General features: G+C 58.9%; 20 protein-coding genes. 9 read left to right on the top strand and 11 right to left on the bottom strand.

Annotation, left to right across the window (positions count from 1 at the left end):
• The first annotated feature begins 6 nt into the window (after positions 1-6).
• Entirely contained in the window at positions 7-819 is an 813-nt protein-coding gene (gene mutM, locus Q9290_RS11170; RefSeq protein ID WP_306079732.1) for a bifunctional DNA-formamidopyrimidine glycosylase/DNA-(apurinic or apyrimidinic site) lyase, read from the top strand.
• Positions 820-886: 67 nt separating this feature from the next.
• Here the strand turns inward: mutM and coaD are convergent, their stop codons facing one another.
• Positions 887-1,372 (bottom strand): pantetheine-phosphate adenylyltransferase, encoded by a 486-nt coding sequence (coaD, locus tag Q9290_RS11165; RefSeq protein ID WP_306079731.1) that lies wholly within the window; start codon positions 1,370-1,372, stop codon positions 887-889.
• 78 nt (positions 1,373-1,450) lie between these two features.
• Here coaD and Q9290_RS11160 point away from each other — a divergent pair, with 78 nt between their 5' ends.
• A complete protein-coding gene (locus Q9290_RS11160; RefSeq protein WP_306079730.1) occupies positions 1,451-2,503 on the top strand; it encodes a glycosyltransferase family 9 protein in 1,053 nt (350 codons plus the stop codon).
• On the opposite strand, the gene Q9290_RS11155 is transcribed toward Q9290_RS11160, so the two are convergent.
• Entirely contained in the window at positions 2,458-3,528 is a 1,071-nt protein-coding gene (locus Q9290_RS11155) for a glycosyltransferase family 9 protein (RefSeq protein ID WP_306079729.1), read from the bottom strand. The two genes, Q9290_RS11160 and Q9290_RS11155, sit on opposite strands and share 46 nt — an antisense overlap.
• Positions 3,529-3,614: 86 nt before the next feature.
• Here Q9290_RS11155 and Q9290_RS11150 point away from each other — a divergent pair, with 86 nt between their 5' ends.
• Positions 3,615-4,325, top strand: coding sequence for a 3-deoxy-D-manno-octulosonic acid kinase (locus Q9290_RS11150; RefSeq protein ID WP_306079728.1), 711 nt, complete (start codon positions 3,615-3,617; stop codon positions 4,323-4,325).
• Here the strand turns inward: Q9290_RS11150 and waaA are convergent.
• From waaA to Q9290_RS11120, 6 genes are all read right to left on the bottom strand, one after another.
• On the bottom strand, positions 4,310-5,575 hold the full coding sequence (waaA, locus tag Q9290_RS11145) for a lipid IV(A) 3-deoxy-D-manno-octulosonic acid transferase (protein ID WP_306079727.1): 1,266 nt from the start codon (positions 5,573-5,575) through the stop codon (positions 4,310-4,312). The two genes, Q9290_RS11150 and waaA, sit on opposite strands and share 16 nt — an antisense overlap.
• A gap of 5 nt (positions 5,576-5,580) precedes the next feature.
• Positions 5,581-6,609, bottom strand: a complete 1,029-nt coding sequence (gene waaF / locus Q9290_RS11140; protein ID WP_306079726.1) for a lipopolysaccharide heptosyltransferase II — start codon at positions 6,607-6,609, stop codon at positions 5,581-5,583.
• Positions 6,610-6,620: 11 nt separating this feature from the next.
• Positions 6,621-7,643: an NAD-dependent epimerase gene (locus tag Q9290_RS11135; RefSeq protein WP_306079725.1), complete on the bottom strand. Its 1,023-nt coding sequence runs from the start codon at positions 7,641-7,643 to the stop codon at positions 6,621-6,623.
• A 75-nt stretch (positions 7,644-7,718) separates the two neighbouring features.
• The gene (locus Q9290_RS11130; RefSeq protein ID WP_306079724.1) at positions 7,719-9,071 is read right to left on the bottom strand and encodes a UDP-glucose dehydrogenase family protein; all 1,353 of its coding nucleotides are present in this window, start codon (positions 9,069-9,071) and stop codon (positions 7,719-7,721) included.
• 65 nt (positions 9,072-9,136) lie between these two features.
• Positions 9,137-10,228 carry a glycosyltransferase gene (locus Q9290_RS11125; protein WP_306079723.1) on the bottom strand — a complete coding sequence of 364 codons (1,092 nt, stop codon included), beginning with the start codon at positions 10,226-10,228 and terminating at the stop codon, positions 9,137-9,139.
• Positions 10,229-10,279: 51 nt separating this feature from the next.
• Positions 10,280-10,843 carry an LbetaH domain-containing protein gene (locus Q9290_RS11120; RefSeq protein ID WP_306079722.1) on the bottom strand — a complete coding sequence of 188 codons (564 nt, stop codon included), beginning with the start codon at positions 10,841-10,843 and terminating at the stop codon, positions 10,280-10,282.
• Positions 10,844-11,149: 306 nt separating this feature from the next.
• On the opposite strand from Q9290_RS11120, the gene Q9290_RS11115 reads away from it, so the two are divergent.
• Both Q9290_RS11115 and Q9290_RS11110 read left to right on the top strand, forming a co-directional pair.
• Positions 11,150-12,220: a glycosyltransferase gene (locus tag Q9290_RS11115; protein ID WP_306079721.1), complete on the top strand. Its 1,071-nt coding sequence runs from the start codon at positions 11,150-11,152 to the stop codon at positions 12,218-12,220.
• Positions 12,221-12,230: 10 nt separating this feature from the next.
• The gene (locus Q9290_RS11110; RefSeq protein ID WP_306079720.1) at positions 12,231-12,932 is read left to right on the top strand and encodes a lipopolysaccharide kinase InaA family protein; all 702 of its coding nucleotides are present in this window, start codon (positions 12,231-12,233) and stop codon (positions 12,930-12,932) included.
• Between the two features lie 14 nt (positions 12,933-12,946).
• Here Q9290_RS11110 and Q9290_RS11105 read toward each other — a convergent pair whose 3' ends face one another.
• From Q9290_RS11105 to rfaD, 3 genes are read right to left on the bottom strand one after another with little or no spacing between them, the layout of a single operon-like run.
• Entirely contained in the window at positions 12,947-14,053 is a 1,107-nt protein-coding gene (locus Q9290_RS11105; RefSeq protein WP_306079719.1) for a glycosyltransferase family 4 protein, read from the bottom strand.
• Positions 14,043-14,786 (bottom strand): glycosyltransferase family 2 protein, encoded by a 744-nt coding sequence (locus Q9290_RS11100; RefSeq protein ID WP_306079718.1) that lies wholly within the window; start codon positions 14,784-14,786, stop codon positions 14,043-14,045. Before Q9290_RS11100 ends, Q9290_RS11105 begins: the two co-directional genes overlap by 11 nt.
• 22 nt (positions 14,787-14,808) lie before the next feature.
• Complete coding sequence (gene rfaD / locus Q9290_RS11095; protein WP_306079717.1) at positions 14,809-15,765, bottom strand: ADP-glyceromanno-heptose 6-epimerase; 957 nt, start codon at positions 15,763-15,765, stop codon at positions 14,809-14,811.
• Positions 15,766-15,921: 156 nt separating this feature from the next.
• Here rfaD and Q9290_RS11090 point away from each other — a divergent pair, with 156 nt between their 5' ends.
• The 4 genes from Q9290_RS11090 to Q9290_RS11075 all read left to right on the top strand — a co-directional run bounded on the left by Q9290_RS11090 (position 15,922) and on the right by Q9290_RS11075 (position 20,268).
• The gene (locus tag Q9290_RS11090; protein ID WP_306079716.1) at positions 15,922-16,584 is read left to right on the top strand and encodes a TetR/AcrR family transcriptional regulator; all 663 of its coding nucleotides are present in this window, start codon (positions 15,922-15,924) and stop codon (positions 16,582-16,584) included.
• 96 nt (positions 16,585-16,680) lie between these two features.
• On the top strand, positions 16,681-17,871 hold the full coding sequence (locus Q9290_RS11085; protein WP_306079715.1) for a glycine C-acetyltransferase: 1,191 nt from the start codon (positions 16,681-16,683) through the stop codon (positions 17,869-17,871).
• 11 nt (positions 17,872-17,882) lie between these two features.
• Positions 17,883-18,908, top strand: a complete 1,026-nt coding sequence (gene tdh / locus Q9290_RS11080) for an L-threonine 3-dehydrogenase (RefSeq protein ID WP_306079714.1) — start codon at positions 17,883-17,885, stop codon at positions 18,906-18,908.
• A gap of 244 nt (positions 18,909-19,152) precedes the next feature.
• Complete coding sequence (locus tag Q9290_RS11075; protein WP_306079713.1) at positions 19,153-20,268, top strand: branched-chain amino acid ABC transporter substrate-binding protein; 1,116 nt, start codon at positions 19,153-19,155, stop codon at positions 20,266-20,268.
• Positions 20,269-20,323 lie beyond the last annotated feature (55 nt).

The following is a 20,323-nucleotide window of genomic DNA, read 5'->3' as shown; positions in this document are numbered from 1 at the left end:
ACTGTGATGCCGGAATTGCCGGAAGTGGAAGTAAGCCGCCTGGGCATTACCCCGCATTTGCTGGGGGAGTCGGTCATGCGGGTGGTGGTGCGCAACGCCAGCCTGCGCTGGCCGGTGCCGGCAGAGCTCCAGGAGCTGACCGGGCTGACCGTGACCGGCATTCGCCGCCGGGCCAAGTATCTGCTGCTGGAAACCGACTGGGGCACCGCCATTCTGCATCTGGGCATGTCCGGCAACTTGCGGGTGCTGCCACATGGCACCCCGGCCGGCAAGCACGATCATGTCGACATCGAATTCGCCAACGGCAAGCTGCTGCGGTTGAACGACCCTCGCCGCTTTGGCTGCCTGCTGTGGACCCGTGACCCCGTTGAAGAGCATCCGCTGCTTGCCAGCCTGGGGCCAGAGCCGCTCACCGATGATTTTGACGGCGACCTTCTGTTCAAGCGCAGCCGGGGCCGTAAGACCGCCGTGAAGCAGTTCATTATGGATAACCATACCGTGGTGGGAGTGGGCAACATCTACGCCAACGAGTCGCTGTTTGCGGCAAGTATTCACCCTAAGCGGGAAGCGGGCAGCATCAGCCGTGCCCGTTATCTGAAACTGGCCGACGAGATCAAGGCGGTGCTGGCCCGGGCCATTGGCCAGGGCGGCACCACCCTGAAAGACTTTACCGGCAGCGATGGCAAGCCCGGGTATTTCGTGCAGGAACTGCAGGTATACGGCCGGGCCGAGCAACCCTGTGCGCGCTGTGGCGGTTTGCTGAAGGAAATCCGCATGAACGGCCGCAGCACCGTGTACTGCAGCCGCTGCCAGCGGTGAGCGCGTGTGAGAAATGAGGCGAAAGGAGTGAGGAGTACAATCGTGACCCCTCACCTCACAGGCCTAATCACGCCAGCTTCTGTGCAATGGCTTTACCTACGGCATCAGGCACGAACTGGCCGATATCGCCGCCATGAATGGCCACTTCCTTCACCAGGGTGGACGAGATAAAGGAATTTTCTTCGGCCGGGGTGAGAAACACGCTTTCAAGGGTGGGCATGAGCCGGCGATTCATGTTGGCCAGCTGAAATTCATACTCAAAGTCCGAGACTGCCCGCAGACCCCGCACCAGTACGGTGGCGTTGTATTCTTTGGCAAAGTCCACCAGCAGGCCGGAGAAGCCCACCACGGTGACGTTACTCAGCTGTTCGCGTTGCACCACTTCCTTTACCAGCGAGACGCGTTCTTCCAGCCCGAACATGGGGCGCTTGCTGGGACTAAAGGCCACGCCCACGATCACCTCATCAAACAGCTTGGAGGCGCGCTCTATCAGATCCAGATGGCCATTGGTGATGGGGTCGAAGGTGCCGGGGTAGATGACCCTGATGCTCATGACGATTCCTTATAAACAAAAGACAGGCAAAGACTTTAAGGTAGAATACCGCAGCATGTGAGCAAGCGGGAGAGCGGAATGAAGCGAATACTGGTGGTACGCAACGACAAGATCGGCGATTTTATGCTGGCCTGGCCGGCTTTTGCCATGCTGAAGGCGTCGCTCGACTGCCATATTACCGCCCTGGTACCCGGTTATACTCAGTCGTTGGCCGAGCTGTGCCCCGGCATTGACGCCGTGCTGTCCGACCCGGGAAAACAGGGTGAGGGTGCGGCGCAAAAGGCCCTGCTGAAACAGCTGAAAGCCGGTAATTTCGACGCTGTTATCTGTCTTTTCTCAAACTTTCGTAACGCCAAACTGATGTGGCAGGCGGACATTCCCCAGCGCTGGGCGCCCGCCACCAAGCTGGCCCAGGTGTTGTATAACCACAGGGTAAAACAGCGCCGCTCCGAGTCCGCCAAACCGGAATTTGAATACAACCTGGATCTGGTGCGCGCCTTTCTTGCCAAAAACGGCATTCGTCCGGTGGAGCCTTCCTCGCCTTACCTGAGCTTTGAACCCGCCGAGCTGGCGGCGTTTCGTGAGCAACAGGCCGGGCGGCTTGGCATTGATGCTGCCCGGCCCTGGCTGCTGGTGCACGCCGGCAGCGGCGGCTCGGCCAACAACCTGAGTGCGGAGCAGTACGCCGCGCTGATTGCCCGGCTGGCAGCGGACTTTCCCGCCGCACAGCCGGTGCTGACCGCCGGGCCGGGCGAAGACGCGCTGGCGCAGGAGGTGGCGAACCAGGCCGGCAACCATGCCGTGGTGGCCAGCGGACTGCCGCTGCCGGACTTTTGCCGGTTGCTGGCCTGTGGTCAGCTGTTCGTGGCCGGCAGCACCGGGCCGCTGCATATTGCCGCCGCCCTGGATGTGCCCACCGTAGGTTTCTTTCCCCTGCGCCGCTCGGCCACGCCGCTGCGCTGGCGCCCGCTCAACAGTGAGGGCCGCCATCTGGCATTTCATCCGCCGACAGGGGCCGAGGCCGAAGACATGAGCAGCGTGGACGTCGCCGCCGTGGCCGGCAAGGTCACCCCCTGGGCGGGTGATTACTTGTCAGCGTGTACCGTTTTTAATTGCACCAAGTCGGTATAAATGCGGTCGAACTGCTGTTTCACCTGTTCAATGGTGATGCGTTCCATGGCGTGAGCATCCTTGACCCGGGTACGCCAGGGCAGTTGGTCCGGGGTGTTGCCGGTTTCCGCCAGTAGGGCTTCTTCGTAGGCGCTGACCACATAGTCCCGGCAGTGATAGGGGCCGGTACGGGCCGGATTGTGATGGGCATACAGTCCCAGCACGGGGGTATTGGTAAGGGTGGCCATGTGTGCCGGTCCGGTATCGGGTGCCACCACCAGACTGGCGGTGCTGATCAGTGCCATCAGCTCGGGCAGGCTGGTCTGGCCAACCAGGTTTTCGTCGATATTCGCGGTGAGCTGCTGAATGTTCGCCGCCAGATCCCGCTCCATCTTTGCCGGGCTGCCGATCAGCATCACCTTCATGCCTCGTACATGGGCGTGGTCGGCGAGGGCGGCGTAGCCTTCGGCGGTCCAGTTCTTGTAGGCCTTGCTGGCAGCGGGGCAGATCAGCAACAGTGGGCGGTTGTCCAGGTAGTGAGCGGCCTGGCTCTGCGCTTCGGCAGAAATAGGCCAGTTCCAGCGCGGGGTGATTTCCATTAGTCCCAGTGCCTTGCCAAAACTCATAAAGCCGTCTGCCACGTGCTCGCCGCTCGCTGTTACCTTGAGGTTGGTAAACAGCCACTGGCCGTCCTTGGCACGCTCCCGCTCAAATCCGAGCCGGTATTTGGCGCGAATACCCAGGCTGGCGATGCTGGCACGAATGGCCGCCTGCATGTGCAGCAGGGCATCGAACCGGCGGCCGCGCAGTTGCTGCCACAGCTGACGGTATGCGCCCCAGCCGGCGCTCTTGTCGAACACCAGGATCTCGACGCCGGGCAGCTGACGCAGCAGCTGGGCTTCTATTTTACCGGTGACCCAGGTGATGCGGGTCTCGGGCCACTGACGTTGTATGGCCTGCACCAGCGCTACCGCATGGCAGCAGTCGCCAATAGCGGACAGGCGCAGCAAACACAGGGACTCGGGAGCCGAGGTGAACACTGCCATAAGGAAACTCTTGTGGAATTGGAGTCCGGCATTATGCAAAGCCTTTTCGGCCATGTAAAATTCGGCTTTTCGCTGGGGGGATGGCAATGGAACGAATTGAGCACGGCTCCGAAATTATCTGGTACGACCCGGAATGCTTTGGTGATTTTCACCGGGACTTCTTTGAAATCGACTACTGGCGTGAGCAGGACGCCATTCGCGGCAAGTCGGTGGGACGCAACACCACCTGGTTCGTGGAAGACGAGGTGGGCCACAAGGTACTGCGTCACTACTACCGGGGTGGCATGATCGGCCGGGTAATGGAAGATACCTTTCTGCATGTGGCCGAGTCCAAAAGCCGGGCCATGGCCGAGTTTACCGTGCTGGCCAAGCTGTACCGAAAGGGCCTGCCGGTGCCGCGCCCCTGTGCTGCACGCATGATCCGTTCCAACTTTGTTTATCGTGCCGATATTATCCTTACCCGTATCGAGGGAGCACGGGATCTGGTGGCCATTCTTAAAGAGCGCGAGCTGGACGCAGAGCAGTGGCAAAGCATTGGCCAGACCATTCGCAGCTTTCATAATGCCGGCCTTTATCATGCCGATCTCAACAGTCACAACATACTGCTGGACGATAACGGCAAAAGCTGGCTCATCGACTTCGACAAGTGCCATTTCCGCCAGCCCGGCAGCTGGGCCAGGGAAAACATGGAGCGTCTGCTGCGCTCATTCCGCAAGGAGCAAGGCCTCCACCAGGAGTTCCACTGGGAAGAGCAGGACTGGAAAGCCCTGCTGAAGGGGTATTACAAGGGCAGCTGATTGCCAATGGCTGTCAGGGTGCGGGAGAGAGCACCTTGATTGGCCTTGACGACGCTCAAGGCTGCAGCTCCCATGGCGTTGCGTTGTGGTTCATCCGCGAACAGCTGCATCAGTGTTTGCGCAAGCATCTGGCTGCTGGTTACCACGCCGGCTCCCTTGGCCTGTTGCAGTTCGCGGCGAATGTCGTTGAAGTTAAAGGTCGAGGGACCGGTCAGCACGGGCTTGCCCAGGGCGGCCGGCTCCAGCAGGTTGTGGCCGCCCCGCTCAATCAGGCTGCCGCCGATAAAGGCGATGTCTGCCGCAGCAAGCATAATTGGCAGCTCACCCATGGTATCTCCCAGATACACCTGAGGAGTCGCCACAGGCTCATCCTGAGTGCGGCGATGCAGACTGAGCCTGTGTTTTTGCACCAGAGCCGCCACCTGATCGAAACGCTGGGGATGACGCGGCACCAGTATCAGCAGGGCGTTCGGATGACTTTCCAGCAGGTTCAGGTGGGTAGCCAGCAGCTGTTCATCTTCCCCTTCGTGGGTGGAGGCGGCAATCCATACCGGGCGTTCAGTACCCAGTTGCGCTCGCAGTACTTGCCCCTGCTCTCGCACTGCATCGTCGTAGTCGATATCAAACTTGATGGAGCCGGTGACACTCAGCCGCCCTTGAGGCAGCCCCAGGTCGGCAAAGCGGTCGGCATCGTCTTGGTACTGGCAGGCAATATGCGTAATATTTTGGGATAACAGGCAGAAAATGCGGTGAAATTTCCGGTATCTGTCGGCAGAGCGCGCAGAGAGACGAGCATTGAGCACCATCACCGGCAGCATGCGTTTGCCGCAGGCGGCCAGCCAGTTGGGCCAGAGTTCGGTTTCCATTATCAGCAGCGCCCGGGGCCGAACACGCCGCAGGAACAGGGCGACCGCCCAAGGAAAGTCCAGCGGAGCATAGCGGTGTTCAACCAGATCACCCAGCTTGGCGGCCTGGTCGGCACCGGTGCGGGTGGTGGTGGTGACCAGTATCGGCAACTCCGGGTATTCGGCTTTCAGCTGTTTGATTAACGGCGTGGCCGCGATCATTTCCCCCACACTGACCGCATGCAGCCACACCGGCTGTTCGCCGGTGGTGGAAGTAACCAGCCCCAGGTGCTCCGGCCAGCGCTTGCCAAAGCCGGGCTTGCCTTTCTTGGGCCAGTACAACAACGCCAGTAACAGCGGGCTGAACAGGTGGATAAGCAGGTTATAAACCAGTCGATAAAACATGATTATCAGTCTGCCAGTTGAGCCAGGGCGTCAATTACCCGCTTAGGAGGCAGCTCTTTCAAGCACTTGAGGTGACCCAACGGACATTCCCGCTTGAAGCAGGGGCGACATTCGATATCGGTGTGCACCACGGCAACTTTCTCCGCCAAGGGCGGCGTATATTGAGGCGAAGTTGAGCCATACACTCCCACCAAAGGGCGCTGCAGAGCTGCGGCTATGTGCATCAGTCCGGAATCGTTGGATACCACGGCGGTACTCAGTGCCATCAGGTCAATGGCCTGATGTAGCGAGGTTCTGCCAGCCAGCACATGGCAATGTTGCTGCAGGTTGCTGGGTAAATGATGCCTGATACTCTCCGCAACCGGAATATCCTTGGCGGAGCCAAAAATCCATACTTGCTGGCCTTGCTCAATCTGGTGCCGGGCCACCTCGGCATAATATTGCTCGGGCCAGCGCTTGGCGGGGCCAAACTCGGCGCCGGGACAAAGGCTCAGCACCGGCATAGTGGTGGGCAGATTCAGCTCGGCAAGTGCGGAGTGCTGGTTATCAACGTTCACGCTCAGTGCCGGCCAGGGCAGTTCGGGAATGTCCTGATGGCTTTTCATTTGCGTCTTGGGGTAGGCAAGGGCGTTGTAACGCTCCACCATCAGCGGAAAGTCGTGCTTGTTGCTGCGCAGATCATTGAGCAGACCGTAACGTGACTCACCCTTCCAGCCCGTGCGTTTTTTGATGCCGGCAAACAGCGGGATCAGCGCCGATTTGAGCGAATTGGGTTGAATAATGGCCCAGTCGTAGCATGTTGTTGCCAGCTGCCGGCCCAGCCGAAAGCGTTCGGCCAGTTTGAAGTCACCGTGCCCAAGCGGCATGACAATGGCCTTGTCCACCTGTGGCATGCGCTCCAGCAGAGCGCAGCACCACGCCGGCGCCATGACATGTAGCTCGGCATTCGGGTGTAGTTTCTTTATGGTGATGTAGAGACTCTGGGACATCACCATGTCTCCGACCCAGGACGGGCCTATAACCAGAATTTTCATCATGGGTCGTTTTAAGATTGGTAAAAGCTTTGGTACCACTTAACGAAGCGTTTGACGCCTTCGCTGACGGAAATGCTCGGCTGGTATCCCACCAATCGGTGAAGTTCAGAGCTGTCCGCAAAGGTGTCGGGCACATCACCGGGCTGCAGGGGCAGGTACTCCTTTATCGCCTTGATGCCGAGGGCATTTTCGATGGATTCAATAAAGTTGCCCAGATGCACCGGGTCGTTGTTGCCGATGTTGAACAGGCGGTAAGGGGCCGCGCTTTGATGTGGTGCGGGTGCGGCGCTGTCCCACTCCGGCGCCGGGGTGGCGATGTGGTCGCTGGCCAGCAGTATGCCCTGCACTATGTCATCGATATAGGTGAAATCCCGGCTGTGATTGCCGTGGTTGTACACCTGGATGGGATCGCCCTCGGCGATGCGCTTGGTGAACTTGAAGGGCGCCATGTCCGGGCGACCCCAGGGACCGTACACGGTAAAAAAGCGCAGGCCCGTGGTCGGCAGACCGAACAGGTGGCTGTAGCTGTGGGCCATCAGTTCGTTGGCGCGCTTGGTGGCGGCGTAGAACTGCAGCGGATGATTGGCGCCGTGCTCTTCCCGAAACGGCATGCTGGTGTTGGCTCCGTATACGCTGCTGGTGCTGGCGTAGGTTAGGTGAGCCACCTGATGATAACGGCAGGCTTCCAGAATGTTGGTAAAGGCGACCAGGTTGCTTTCCACATAGCTGTGGGGGTTTTCCAGCGAGTAGCGCACGCCGGCCTGGGCTGCCAGGTGGATCACGCGATCAAAATGATGCTCGTTGAAGCACTCGGTCACTTTGGCCTGGTCTGCCAGGTTGGCCCGAATGAAGTGATAACCGGCACCGGTGCGGGCGGCGGTTTTTTCCAGTTGCGCCAGTCGGGCTTCCTTCAGCGCCGGATCGTAGTAATCGTTGACGTTATCAAAGCCGACTACCTCGTCGCCGCGTTCCAGCAGGGCAGTGGCAACATGGTAGCCGATGAAGCCGGCGCTGCCTGTAACAAGTATTTTCATATCACGGTGTTCTCTTGCGGGCCCGTGTTAAGGCAGGGCCGAAATGACACGCCCGGCGTCCCGGGCGTCGAAGGTTTAGGCTTGGGCGCTCTTGGTCTGACGGCCGACCGAATGGTAGACAAAGCCTTTTTTGTGCATGCGCGCCGGCTCGAACAGATTGCGTCCGTCAAAGATCAGCGGCTGACTCAGCTGCTGGCGCAGCAGGTCGAAATCCGGTGCGCGGAAGCTCTGCCACTCGGTGACGATGGTCAGGGCATCGGCTTGGTTAAGGGTAGCTTCCTTGGTGCCACACAGGGTCAGCTGGCCATTGCGGGTCTGCTCCCCGTAGATGCGCTGGGTTTCTTCCATCGCCTCTGGGTCAAAGGCCTGTACGTGAGCACCGGCCTGCCACAGGGCTTCCATCAGCACCCGGCTCGGCGCCTCGCGCATGTCGTCGGTGTTCGGCTTGAAGGCGAGCCCCCAGAGGGCGAAGCGTTTGCCGGCCAGTTTGCCGTCGAAATGACGATGAATCTTCTCAAACAGGGTGGTTTTCTGCTGCTGGTTGCGGACTTCCACCGCCTTCAGCACATGAGCGTCAAAGCCGATTCCGTCGGCGGTACGGATCAGCGCTTGCACATCCTTGGGAAAGCAGGAGCCGCCATAGCCTGCCCCGGGATAGATGAAGTGGTAACCGATGCGGGGATCGCTGCCGATGCCCTGGCGCACCATCTCGATGTCGGCGCCCAGCTGCTCGGCCAGATTGGCCATTTCGTTCATGAAGCTGATCTTGGTGGCCAGCATGCAGTTAGCGGCGTACTTGGTGAGCTCGGCGCTGCGTACGTCCATGACGATGATTTTTTCATGGTTGCGGTTGAAGGGGGCGTAGAGCTCGCGCATCACCTCTTCGGCGCTCGAGCTGTTGGTGCCGATGATGATGCGGTCCGGCCGCATGCAGTCGGCCACCGCCGAACCTTCCTTGAGAAACTCGGGGTTGGAAATGACATCAAAGGTCAGCTCACACTTGCCCAGGCTGTTCAGGCGCTTGCCGATCTGGTCCACCACCTTGTCGGCGGTGCCGACCGGTACCGTGGACTTGTCCACCACTATGGTGTGGCGCTGCATATGGGTGGCGATGGTATCGGCCACTGCCAGTACGTATTGCAGGTCGGCAGAACCGTCCTCGTCCGGCGGTGTGCCCACGGCGATAAATTGAATGTCGCCGTGGGTGACGCCCCGGCCGGCGTCCACGGTAAAGTCGAGCCGGCCGGCCTCGTGGTTTTGCCTGACCAAAGCCTCAAGTCCGGGCTCATAAATAGGAATGACGCCGTTTTTTAGGGCCGCAACCTTGTGCTCATCCACGTCTACGCACAATACATCGTGACCGGCTTCCGCCAGCACGGCTCCTTGAACCAGACCGACATAGCCGGTGCCAAATACGGTTACTTTCATACATTGATACCGTTTGCTTCATGCCGCTGATGAGCGGCAAGAGATAAATGAAATGGGATTTTACGCTATTTGCCCGCCAATGCCAGATAACGCCGGGCTACCTGCTCGGCGTTTAAATGAGCAACTGTGGTAGCAGAAACAGGGACTGGATTGTCTACCACGTCGCGGAGGGTGTTGGCGAAGGAGGCCGGTTCGTTCAAGGGTACCAGGTAGCGGGCCAGCTCCCCGATCAAAATTTCAGACGGGCCGGTGGGGCAGTCGGTGCTAACGACGGGGGTGCCGCAGGCGAGTGCTTCTACAGCAACAAGGGGGAAACCTTCATAGTCTGAACTCAGCACCAAGGCATGTGCTCTGCGCATATAGGCGTAAGGATTCTCACGCTTGCCGAGCAAGAGTACTCGTCCCTGCAGACCCAGTCGTTCAATTTCGGTCTCAATAAAATGACGGGCACCACCTTCACCGATGAGCACCAAGGGGATGCCCACACCGCTGTCGGCATAGGCGCACAGTAAGCGGTCAAAACGCTTTTGTCGCTGCTCCAACCGACCGACGTAAAGCAGGTAATCTTCCGGTACGTCAGTCACCGTTTCCTGGCTGCGCAACGCGATGGCTTCTAGATCCAGAGGATTATGCAAGGCGACACCGGGATTACCCTGAACACGGAAGGTCGTGGCCAGTGAGTCCAGGATCCCTTGAGATACGCCAATCAAGCGATGCCCCTGATAAAGCTTGCGTACCTGACGGCGTTTACGCAGTCGGTCCAGACCACGCTTGTTCCCCAGAAAGCCTATGGTGGGATCAGCATGTAAACAATACCAGGCGTTATCTTTCAATTGGCTACGGCTGACTACCTGATGGGCATGGTGAAGATGCGCCACAACCAGTGATGCATCGGTGAGCAGATGAGTGTCAAGAAACGCATCGAGCATTTGAGCGTGGTTGCGATAGCGACGTTGGCGCTGTAACCATCCAGTCGCGGTGTATGGCAGGCGATGCACAGTGACGGAGTCCGGCAGTTCATGGGCAACCCTGTCACTCAATACGATAAGTGTCATGCGTGCGCCGGCACGATCAAGCGCCACGCACAAGTCACGCACAACTATGGGTGCACCGCCGGTATTGAGATGATCTGTAACAAAAAGAACGTGAGGTTTCATGAAAAACTCATTTAGATCGGAAAAAGAGGGGTGGAAAGAGAGGGGCGCATTTTATTCATCTGCTTCGGTGGCTATAGGTAGGGGCTCGATTGAGCCAACTATGCGTGCAGGTACTCCAGCCAGCACAACATTATCGCCAAATACTTTGTTAACGACAGCGTTGGCGCCCACCACGACATTATTTCCAACACGACCTTCTCCGACAAATTTGGCTCCAGGATAAACAGTTACATGGTCTCCTAGCCGAGGCATCAAATCCTGCCAGTGCTCAGGTGCTGCCGCCAATGTAACTTGTTGGTAAAGACGGCATTTTGAACCAATGCGTAGGCCTGCTCCAACTACGACGGAAGTGGGATGAGGGAAGCGGACACCAAGGCCAATCTGGGTACGATTTCCAAGGTAAACACCAAAGCGTGTCGCTAGTTTAAAAAGTTGGCGCTGAGATAGCTTTTTGAATCCGTAGTGGCGCAACATTTGAGCAAGGCGGATGCGCAGGGCGACCTGGCGAGACATGTCTTGGGACCACAGGCATCTAAACAGTCTGAGCAAGAGCAAACCATTGCGTGAACGTAGTACTTCAACATGGCAGTGGCTGATAAACTCTTTTAAATTCATAAATTTAATCCATATTTTTGAATGCTGGCCAGGCTTTGCATTTACGTCAGTCGGGTGGCATTTTTACATCTTGTTCCAATGTTACTTTTACATTGGCTAATAGGTGCGTTTGATTTTTCCTAGTATGCAGCAAGGAGATACAGCCATAACGCGTAAGCAGCTGTTGCTGCATGACCTTGATGGAATAAGCGAGAAAATACTAACACGATTTCAATCCTCAACTTACTGGCTATGTCCCTGCCTTGCCTGCCTCTAACCTTTGCGTTAGCATTTCCAGCCATTTTCCCCATTGCCAAGGAACAAGACTTGAACCACAAGCGATTTGCCTTCGTCATTGAAGATCTTTACGGCGGTGGGGCTCAGAAGTCATTAATCTATACGGCAGATCAGCTGCGCCAACGCGGTCATGCGGTGATCGTGTTCACCCTGCGGGAGCTGGTTGAGCACAGGGTGCCCGAGGAGCTGGAAGTGGTAAACTTGGGCGTGGTCACCCGCTTTACCAAGGCCACCAGCACGGCTCTGACCGAAAAGTGGCAGGCACGGCGCATTGCCCAGGCTCTTAAGGAGTGGTGCCCTGATGTCACTATTTCCTGTTCCTGTGACAAGATCACCCGTCACCTGAACCAGCCCAACCTGTATTTCTGGATAAAGTCCGACGTATCCGCCAAGTTCAGCGATGAGGTCAAGCGAGAAAAGGCCTTTGCCAAGGTGCGCCGTTTCTACCGGGGACGCCAGGTTATCGCCGTGTCTCACGGGGTGAAGGAGAACCTGGAGCAGGTGGTCGGGCTGCAAGCCGGGCACATTATTCCCATCTACAACCCCTACGAGCGTGAGCCCTTTGTGGAGATGGCGGCCGAAGAAGCCACCGCTCTGCCGGAGCACGACTTCTTTCTGTGCGTGGCGGCACTGGAGCCGCGCAAGCGCCATGACCGTTTGCTCAAGGCCTACAAGGCGAGCGGCGTGAGAACGCCCTTGCTGATCATGGGCAAGGGCAAGCCGGAGAACGAGGCGGCTATTCGCCGTCAGATAGATGAGCTGGGTCTGCAGGACAAGGTGCAGATGGTGGGTTATCACCACAATCCCTATCCCTGGATCGCACGGGCCAAAGCCATGATCCTGACCTCCGATGCCGAAGGTCTGCCGCGCGTTCTGATCGAAGCCTTGCTGCTGCACACGCCGGTGATCAGTGTGGATTGCCCCAGCGGTCCCAAGGAGATACTGACTCAGGAACTGGCGGACTTTCTGCTGTCCCGGGACGATACCGAGGGCCTGGCCGCGGCCATTCGCCGCATGGACGAGGCGCCGGTGGTGATCGAGCCACGCCATTACCAGCAGTTCCTGAAAGAAACCGTACTGCCCCAGTTCGAAGCGCTCTGACGTTCACGCCATGAAACGTATCGACATTCCGGTCGGCGCCGAGCTTTGGTCATACTGGTTGTTCGCCGAGTCCCTGAATGGGCCGCTGCGGCTGGTGTCTTCAACGCTGACCGACGAGTTTGAGGCGGTGGGCAGCAGTCGCTTCTACCTGTCCGAAGACGGCGCGATTCTGGGCAAGGTGTCCACCGACCGGTACTCCCGCCGGCGGCAGCCGCTGAAGTGGCTGTTGCACGACTACCTGGAAAAACGACTGCTGTTGCAGACGGACGCGGCCAAGGAGTACCGCAGCCTGCGCATTTTGCAGAAGGCGGGCCTACGCACCCCCCGCTGCTTTGGCTGGGGCGTGTCGCTGCATCCGGACAATGCCGGCGGCTCCTTGCTGCTGATGGAACACCGGCAGCATGCCCGCTCCGGCGGTGACTGCTTTGAGGAGATGGATGAGACCAAACGGCTGGCGTTTCTGACCCGGTTCAGTGAGGAAGTGGCGCGACTGGCTCGAGCCGGTTATGTGCATCGCGACCTGCACTACAACAACCTGCTGCTGGATGCGCAAGGGGAGATTATCTGGATTGACGCCCATGTGCGCCGCTTGCCCCGAAAACGGGATCGGCAGTGGGACGCCATTCGCCGTTCACTGACGGTGAACAAGCTCAGGGGGGAGCCCTACCGGGTCTTTGTCGAGCAGCTGTTGCGTGCACAGCTGCCGGCCTGAAGCCGGCGCCGTGATTACCATTCGGCGAACAGCCTACCCAGTTCTCGAAAGTGTTTGCCGTTGTCGAACCGTTGTTCGGCCTTGTCCCGTCCGGCGGCGGCCAGTCGGGCTCGCAGCGCTGTATCCGAGAACAACCGCTCTATCTTGCTCGCCAGATCCTCGGCGTTACCGCTTTCAAACAGCAGGCCGTTCTCGCCGACCTCAATGATCTCCAGCGGGCCGCCGCTGTTGGCGCCGATCACGGCGGTGCCGCAGCGCATGGCCTCCACCGTGACCAGACCGAAGGTCTCATTGCGGGAGGTGGTCAGCATCAGATCGCAGGCCTGCATCAGGGCATGGGGCCTGTCGGTAAAACCGAGGAAGCGAATGCGATCCTTCAGCCCGAGCGCTGCCACCCTTTGTTTCAGCTTGTCCAGATACTCCTCGCGCATGGCGTGGCCGACGATCAGAGCGCGCAGCTCGGCGTGCTGAGGCGCCAGTTGCGCCATCGCCTCGATCAGCAGGTGCTGGCCCTTGGCCTGATTGATACGGCCTACCAGGCCGATCAAAAACGCCTCGTCCCCACCCAGCTCTCGTCGCAGGGCCAGTCGTTCCGCCTCGGTCAGGGGCTCGACCTCATCCGCTCCCGGATAGAGCACGGTCGTGCCCGGACGAATGTCGGCGGGAATGAAGGTGTGGATCTGGTCGGCCACGGCCTGGGTGACGCATAGCATGTGGTCGATGTGGCGGTACAGAAAGCGATGGAAAGGATCGCCCTTGAACCGGGTCATGGTCATGTGGCGGCTCTGCACCAGCAGCGGCTTGCGGCGGGACAGCTGTTTGGCCAGCACGGCGATGGGCATGTCCTTGGTCCAGTGAAAATGGACCAGATCCACCTGATGTTCGTCGATCAGCCGGGCCAGCCGCCAGGCGGTGCGCAGGGAGAAACGGCCGCCGGTTTTCAGCACCTTTTCCTCACCGCCCTGCTCGGCAAAGCGCCCGACCAGGCGGGCACCCTCGGCGATCACCGGCACCACACTGTGGTGCTCGGCCAGGGCCAGGCTGCAGCGGTGCATGTACAGCTCCAGCCCGCCCAGGTCCGGCGACAGGCAGAGCTCGAGCACCTTTTTGTTATTGCTCATCTTTCTGCATGTCCAGCATGACGGCGTATTTCATGTAAGAGCTGAAGGCAGAGATCACAGCCACGTTCCAGCCATTGATGCCATGAAACAATCCCCCCTTGAGGATCAGCGCCTTGAACAGGGCGGCCAGGCCGTGGGTGAAGGGATCCCAGGCCTTGGCCCGCTTGCCGTCTTCCAGCGCCAGCACGGCGCCGCGTTTGATGAACTTCTCGGTGGTACGCACCATGTGGGCGTAATCGTCGTAGGAATAATGCAGCAGGTTGGCGTTGAGCTGGCAAATGTTGCCGGCTTCCACCTTGGCATGTCCCTTCTTGGCCGAGAAGCCGCACTTGCGACGATCGTACAGGCGGGTGACCCGGTCCGGGTACCAAAGACGAATGAAGTTTTTGCCCACAAAGGTCTTGCGGCAGAACGAAAAGGCGTCGTGAGGCGTGGTGGCCAGGTTAAGACCGCGAATGGCGGCGATGGCATCGTCGTCCAGCCGCTCGTCCGCATCCAGGCTCAGGATCCAGTCGTTGCTGGAGAATTGGACCCCAAAGGCTTTCTGCGGGCCGTCGCCCAGGTAGGCCTGCTTGATCACTCGGGCACCCATGGATTCGGCAATCTCGCAGGTCCGGTCGGTGCTGAGGGAGTCGACCACGATGATTTCATCGCACACCGCCCTGACCGATTCGATCACGGCGGCGATGTTGTCTTCCTCATTGAGAGTGATGATGTTGGCGGTAATGTTCAAGGGATTGACCTCGTGATGCCCATCAGGCCTTGTTCAGCCAGCTCATGTACTCGGCCACACCTTCGGCCACGGTCTTGAACTCGTGAGGGTAACCGGCGGCGCGCAGCTTGGTGAGGTCGGCCTCGGTAAAGCTCTGGTAGCGGCCCTTGAGGTGCTCGGGGAAGGGGATGTATTCAATTTCACCCTTGCCATGATGCTGGATCACCGCTTCGGCCACATTCTGGAAGGGCTCGGCGCGGCCGGTGCCGCAGTTGAAAATGCCGGAGACTTCCGGATTCTGCCAGAACCAGAGGTTGACCTTGCACACATCGCCCACGTAGATGAAGTCGCGCATCTGACCGCCGTTGCCGAAACCGTCGCAACCTTCAAACAGCTTGGGGTTTTCGCCCTTGTGCAGCTGGGTGTTGAGGTGAAAAGCCACGCTCGACATGCTGCCCTTGTGCTGCTCGCGGGGGCCGTAGACGTTGAAGTACTTGAGGCCCACTACCTGGGAACGGATCTCCGGCATCAGGCGGCGCACATACTGGTCGAACAGTTGTTTGGAGTAGCCGTAGACGTTGAGCGGCTGCTCGTATTGCGGCTCTTCAATGAAGTTGTCATTGCGGCCGCCGTAGGTAGCGGCGGAAGAGGCGTAAATGAACGGAATTTCCCGTTCCAGGCAGTAGTGCAGCAGATCCTTGGAGTACTCGTAGTTGTTCTCCATCATGAATTTGCCGTCCCACTCGGTGGTGGCCGAGCAGGCGCCTTCGTGGAAGATCACCTCAATGCCGCCCCATTCCTCGAACTCGTCACCGGACACAATGCGGTGCAGGAACTCGTCCTTGTCCAGATAGTCGGCGATAGTCAGATCGACCAGGTTGACGAACTTGGTGCCGTCGGTCAGATCGTCGATCACCACCACATCGGTACGGCCTTGATCGTTCAGGTTTTTTACCAGGTTGCTGCCAATAAAGCCGGCACCGCCAGTTACAATGATCATCGCAGTCTGCCTCTTGCTGGCCGAACCGAATGTTCGGCTGTTCGAAGAAAAATTGGCGCAAGTTTACCACGCCTCCACCGCGAAAAACTAACTTGCGACCCTGTGTTACTATTCAGTTATCACTCAGTGAAATGCCACCGTGGCCGGGTTAACCCCATGAAAACCAGGGACCGCATCGTGGCCGCCGCGCTCGCTCTGTTCAACGAGCAGGGTGAAGCCAGGGTCACCACCAATCATATCGCCGCCCACCTGGGCATCAGCCCGGGTAACCTTTACTATCACTTTCGCAACAAGAACGACATCATTCACTGCATTTTTGCCAAGTACAGCGCTCATTTGCGCAAAAGTTTCACGCCCGTTACCGGCTCTGCCAGCGCCAGCCCGGCACTCTGGTTTCATTATCTGGATGCGGTGTTTTACGTGATGTGGGAGTTCCGGTTTCTGTACGCCAACCTCAACGATATTCTGCTTCGGGACCCGGAGCTGCACCGGCAATATCTGGAGCTGCAGCAAGAGCTTGAGGGCAACCTGCAGGCCCTGTTGCGGGAGCTGAATGCCCAACATGTGCTGAAGGTGCCCGATGACGACATTGCCTCCCTGGCGCAAAACCTCAAGCTGCTGGTGTCGTGCTGGGTCAGCTACCAGCAGGTGCAGTCGTTGCAGCCCCGCATCAGCCAGGGGGTACTTTACGAAGGAGTTGTCAGAGTACTCACCTTGCTCAAACCCTACTTTCATTCGAGCAAAGGACTCGAGTTGAGCCAAATACTGGCACATTATCGGGCTCTGGCGGCCGTACCTGGTGATCCCTTTCACAAATAGTGCGCACTGGCGGAATAAGTTATGAGTATTGAGCAGTGAGGTAGTAAAATGGCCTGAGTTAAACCCAGATAGCCACATGGAAAACGGGAGTTTGTTATGTCGTCGGCATTTTATGCTTATTTAAGCGAGCAGCTGGAAAACACCAAAGCGGAAGGGCTCTTTAAGAAGGAGCGGGTGATCAGCTCGCCCCAGAGCGCAGCCATTCGCGTGGGCGAGCAGGAAGTGATCAATTTCTGCGCCAACAACTATCTGGGACTGGCCAACCACCCTGCGTTGGTCGAGGCGGCGCAGCAGGGCCTGCAAAGCCACGGGTTCGGTATGGCTTCGGTACGCTTTATCTGCGGCACTCAGGATCTGCACAAGCAGCTTGAAAGCGAGTTGTCGTCCTTTCTCGGTATGGAAGACACCATTCTCTATACCTCCTGTTTCGATGCCAATGCCGGCCTGTTCGAAACCCTGCTGGGCCCGGAAGACGCCATCATTTCCGATGCGCTGAACCACGCCTCCATCATCGACGGCGTACGTCTGTGCAAGGCCAAGCGCTACCGCTACGCCAACAACAACATGGCCGAGCTGGAAAGCCGCCTGCAGCAGGCCGAGGCCGACGGTGTCCGCTTCAAACTGATCGCCACCGACGGCGTCTTCTCCATGGACGGCGTGATTGCCAACCTGAGCGCCATCTGCGATCTGGCCGACCAGTACAACGCGCTGGTGATGGTGGATGACTCCCACGCCGTAGGTTTTGTCGGCGAACAGGGCCGGGGCACCCATGAATACTGCCAGGTGATGGACAGAGTCGACATTATTACCGGCACGCTTGGCAAGGCCCTGGGCGGTGCCTCGGGCGGTTACACCTCGGGCAAAAAGGAAGTGATCGACTGGCTGCGCCAGCGCTCTCGTCCCTACCTGTTCTCCAACTCGGTGGCCCCGGCGATCGTCGCTGCTTCCATCAAGGTACTGGAAATGCTGAAAAACGGTGACGATCTGCGACAAAAAGTGCGGGAAAACAGCGATTATTTCAGAGAGCAAATGACCGCCGCCGGTTTTACTCTGGCGGGCAAGGATCACGCCATTATTCCGGTGATGCTGGGCGATGCCGCGCTGGCCTCGCAAATGGCCGACAAGCTGCTTGAAAAGGGCATTTACGTTATCGGCTTTTCCTTTCCGGTGGTCCCCAAGGGCCAGGCGCGCATTCGCACCCAGATGTCGGCAGCCCACAGTCGCGAGCAGCTGGACCGGGCCATTGCGGCCTTTACCGAAGTCGGCCGTGAACTGGGCGTAATCTGAGGGAAATGACCATGAAAGCACTGGCAAAACTGAAAGCCGAACCCGGCATCTGGATGACCGACGTGCCCGAGCCCGAGCTGGGTCACAACGATCTGCTGATTAAAATCCGCAAAACTGCCATCTGCGGCACCGACATTCATATCTACAACTGGGACGACTGGTCGCAAAAGACCATTCCGGTACCCATGGTGGTGGGCCACGAATACGTGGGCGAGGTGGTGGCCATCGGCCAGGAAGTGCGCGGTTTCGCCATTGGCGATCGGGTCTCCGGTGAAGGCCACATTACCTGTGGCCACTGCCGCAACTGCCGGGCCGGGCGCACTCATCTGTGCCGCAATACCGTGGGTGTGGGCGTCAACCGGGAAGGGGCCTTTGCCGAATACCTGGTGATCCCGGCCTTTAATGCCTTTAAATTGCCCGACGAGATTTCCGACGATCTGGCGTCCATCTTCGACCCGTTTGGCAACGCCGTGCACACCGCGCTGTCGTTCGATCTGGTGGGCGAAGACGTGCTGATCACCGGCGCCGGCCCCATCGGCATTATGGCCGCCGCCGTGGCCCGCCATGTGGGTGCGCGCCATGTGGTGATTACCGACGTCAATGACTACCGTCTCGAGCTGGCCCGCAAGATGGGCGTGACCCGGGCGGTGAACGTGGCCACCGAGAAACTGGACGACGTCATGGCCGAGCTGGGAATGACCGAGGGCTTTGACGTGGGTCTGGAGATGTCCGGCGTGCCGGCGGCGTTTCAGGACATGCTGGCCAAGCTGAACCACGGCGGCAAGGTGGCCATGCTGGGTATTCCGCCGTCTTCCATGGCCATTGACTGGAACCAGGTGATCTTCAAGGGGCTGGTGCTCAAGGGCATTTACGGCCGGGAAATGTTCGAGACCTGGTACAAGATGGCCAGCCTGATCCAGTCGGGTCTGGATCTGACCCCCATCATCACTCACCACTTCAAGGTGGATGACTTCCAGCAGGGCTTTGACGTCATGCGCTCCGGTCAGTCCGGCAAGGTTATCCTCGACTGGCAATAAGCCCGTTATTGTCTGACTTGCCACAGTAAATCGGTTAAAGGGTCTGTTTCGGCAGGCCCTTTATGATCCAGGCACCATACTGCCAGTCCCCAGTCCCCAGTCCCCAGTCCCCAGTCCCCAGTCTCAACCTGCCCCCGGTCCCATTCGAAGCATTTTCCCCTTGTGCTAATTTCGTACAAGGGTTAGAACAATGAAGACGGCCGGAGCCGTTCCGGCTATCCGATTTCGAATAGAGGATGTTCGTATGGTGACAAGGAAGAAAAAGGCGGTCGCACTGGCGGTGTTTGCGGCTCTGGGTTACGGCGCAGCGTTTTCCGCTCAGGCCGACAACATCAAAATTGCCATTGCCGGCCCGGTGACCGGCCCGGTGGCCCAGTATGGCGATATGCAGTTTACCGGCGGCCGCATGGCGGTGGAGCTTATCAACAAGTCGGGCAAACTGGGCGAGCATACCCTGGAAGCGGTGGAATTCGACGATGCCTGCGACCCCAAGCAGGCGGTTGCGGTGGCCAACCGTATCGTCAACGACGGCATTCAGTTTGTGGCCGGCCACCTGTGCTCCGACAGCACCCTGCCGGCGTCCGATGTCTACGACGACGAAGGCATTCTCATGGTGACCCCGGCGGCCACCAGTCCCACCATTACCGAGCGTGGCCTGGAGTTCGTGATGCGGACCATCGGCCTCGACAGTGATCAGGGCCCCACCGCCGCCCACTACATCGTTGAACAGGTCAAGCCCGAGCGCATTGCCATTATTCACGACAAGAAACAATACGGTGAAGGTCTGGCCTCCAGTGTGCGCGATGCCCTGAAAGAGGCCAATGCCAACGTGGTGGCCTATGAAGGCATCACCTCCGGTGACAAGGACTTCTCGGCGCTGATCGCCAAGCTGCAGCGGGAGCAGGTGGACTTCGTTTATTACGGTGGCTACCACCCGGAGCTGGGGCTGATCCTGCGCCAGTCTGCTGAGAAGGGCTTTGACGCCCGTTTCATGGGACCGGAAGGCGTGGGCCACAAGGACATCACTTCCATCGCCGGGGACGCGTCTGAAGGCCTGCTGGTCACCCTGCCCAAGAAATACGACCTCGACCCGGCCAACGCCGATATCGTGGCCGCCATTCAGGCCAGGGGCGAAGATCCCACCGGGCCCTTTGTGTGGACCACCTATGCCGCAATAGAAGCCATTGCCGAAGGCATCAAGCGTGCCGGTGCCGATCCGGAAGCCGTGGCCACGGCCCTGCGTGGCGAGCCGGTCGACACCGTCATGGGGCCGCTGTCCTGGGATGAAAAGGGCGATCTCAAGGGCTTTGAGTTTGGCGTGTTCGCCTGGCACAAGGACGGCTCCTCCACTCAACTGTAACCCGAGTCATTTCATCGCTACAGGCGGGGGCAACCCCGCCTGATTCAAGACAGCG

This window comes from Oceanimonas aquatica (genome assembly GCF_030732065.1).
In the GTDB taxonomy this organism is placed as follows: domain Bacteria; phylum Pseudomonadota; class Gammaproteobacteria; order Enterobacterales; family Aeromonadaceae; genus Oceanimonas.
Note: the sequence above shows the minus strand (reverse complement) of the source record. Positions and strands in the feature narration are given on the sequence as shown.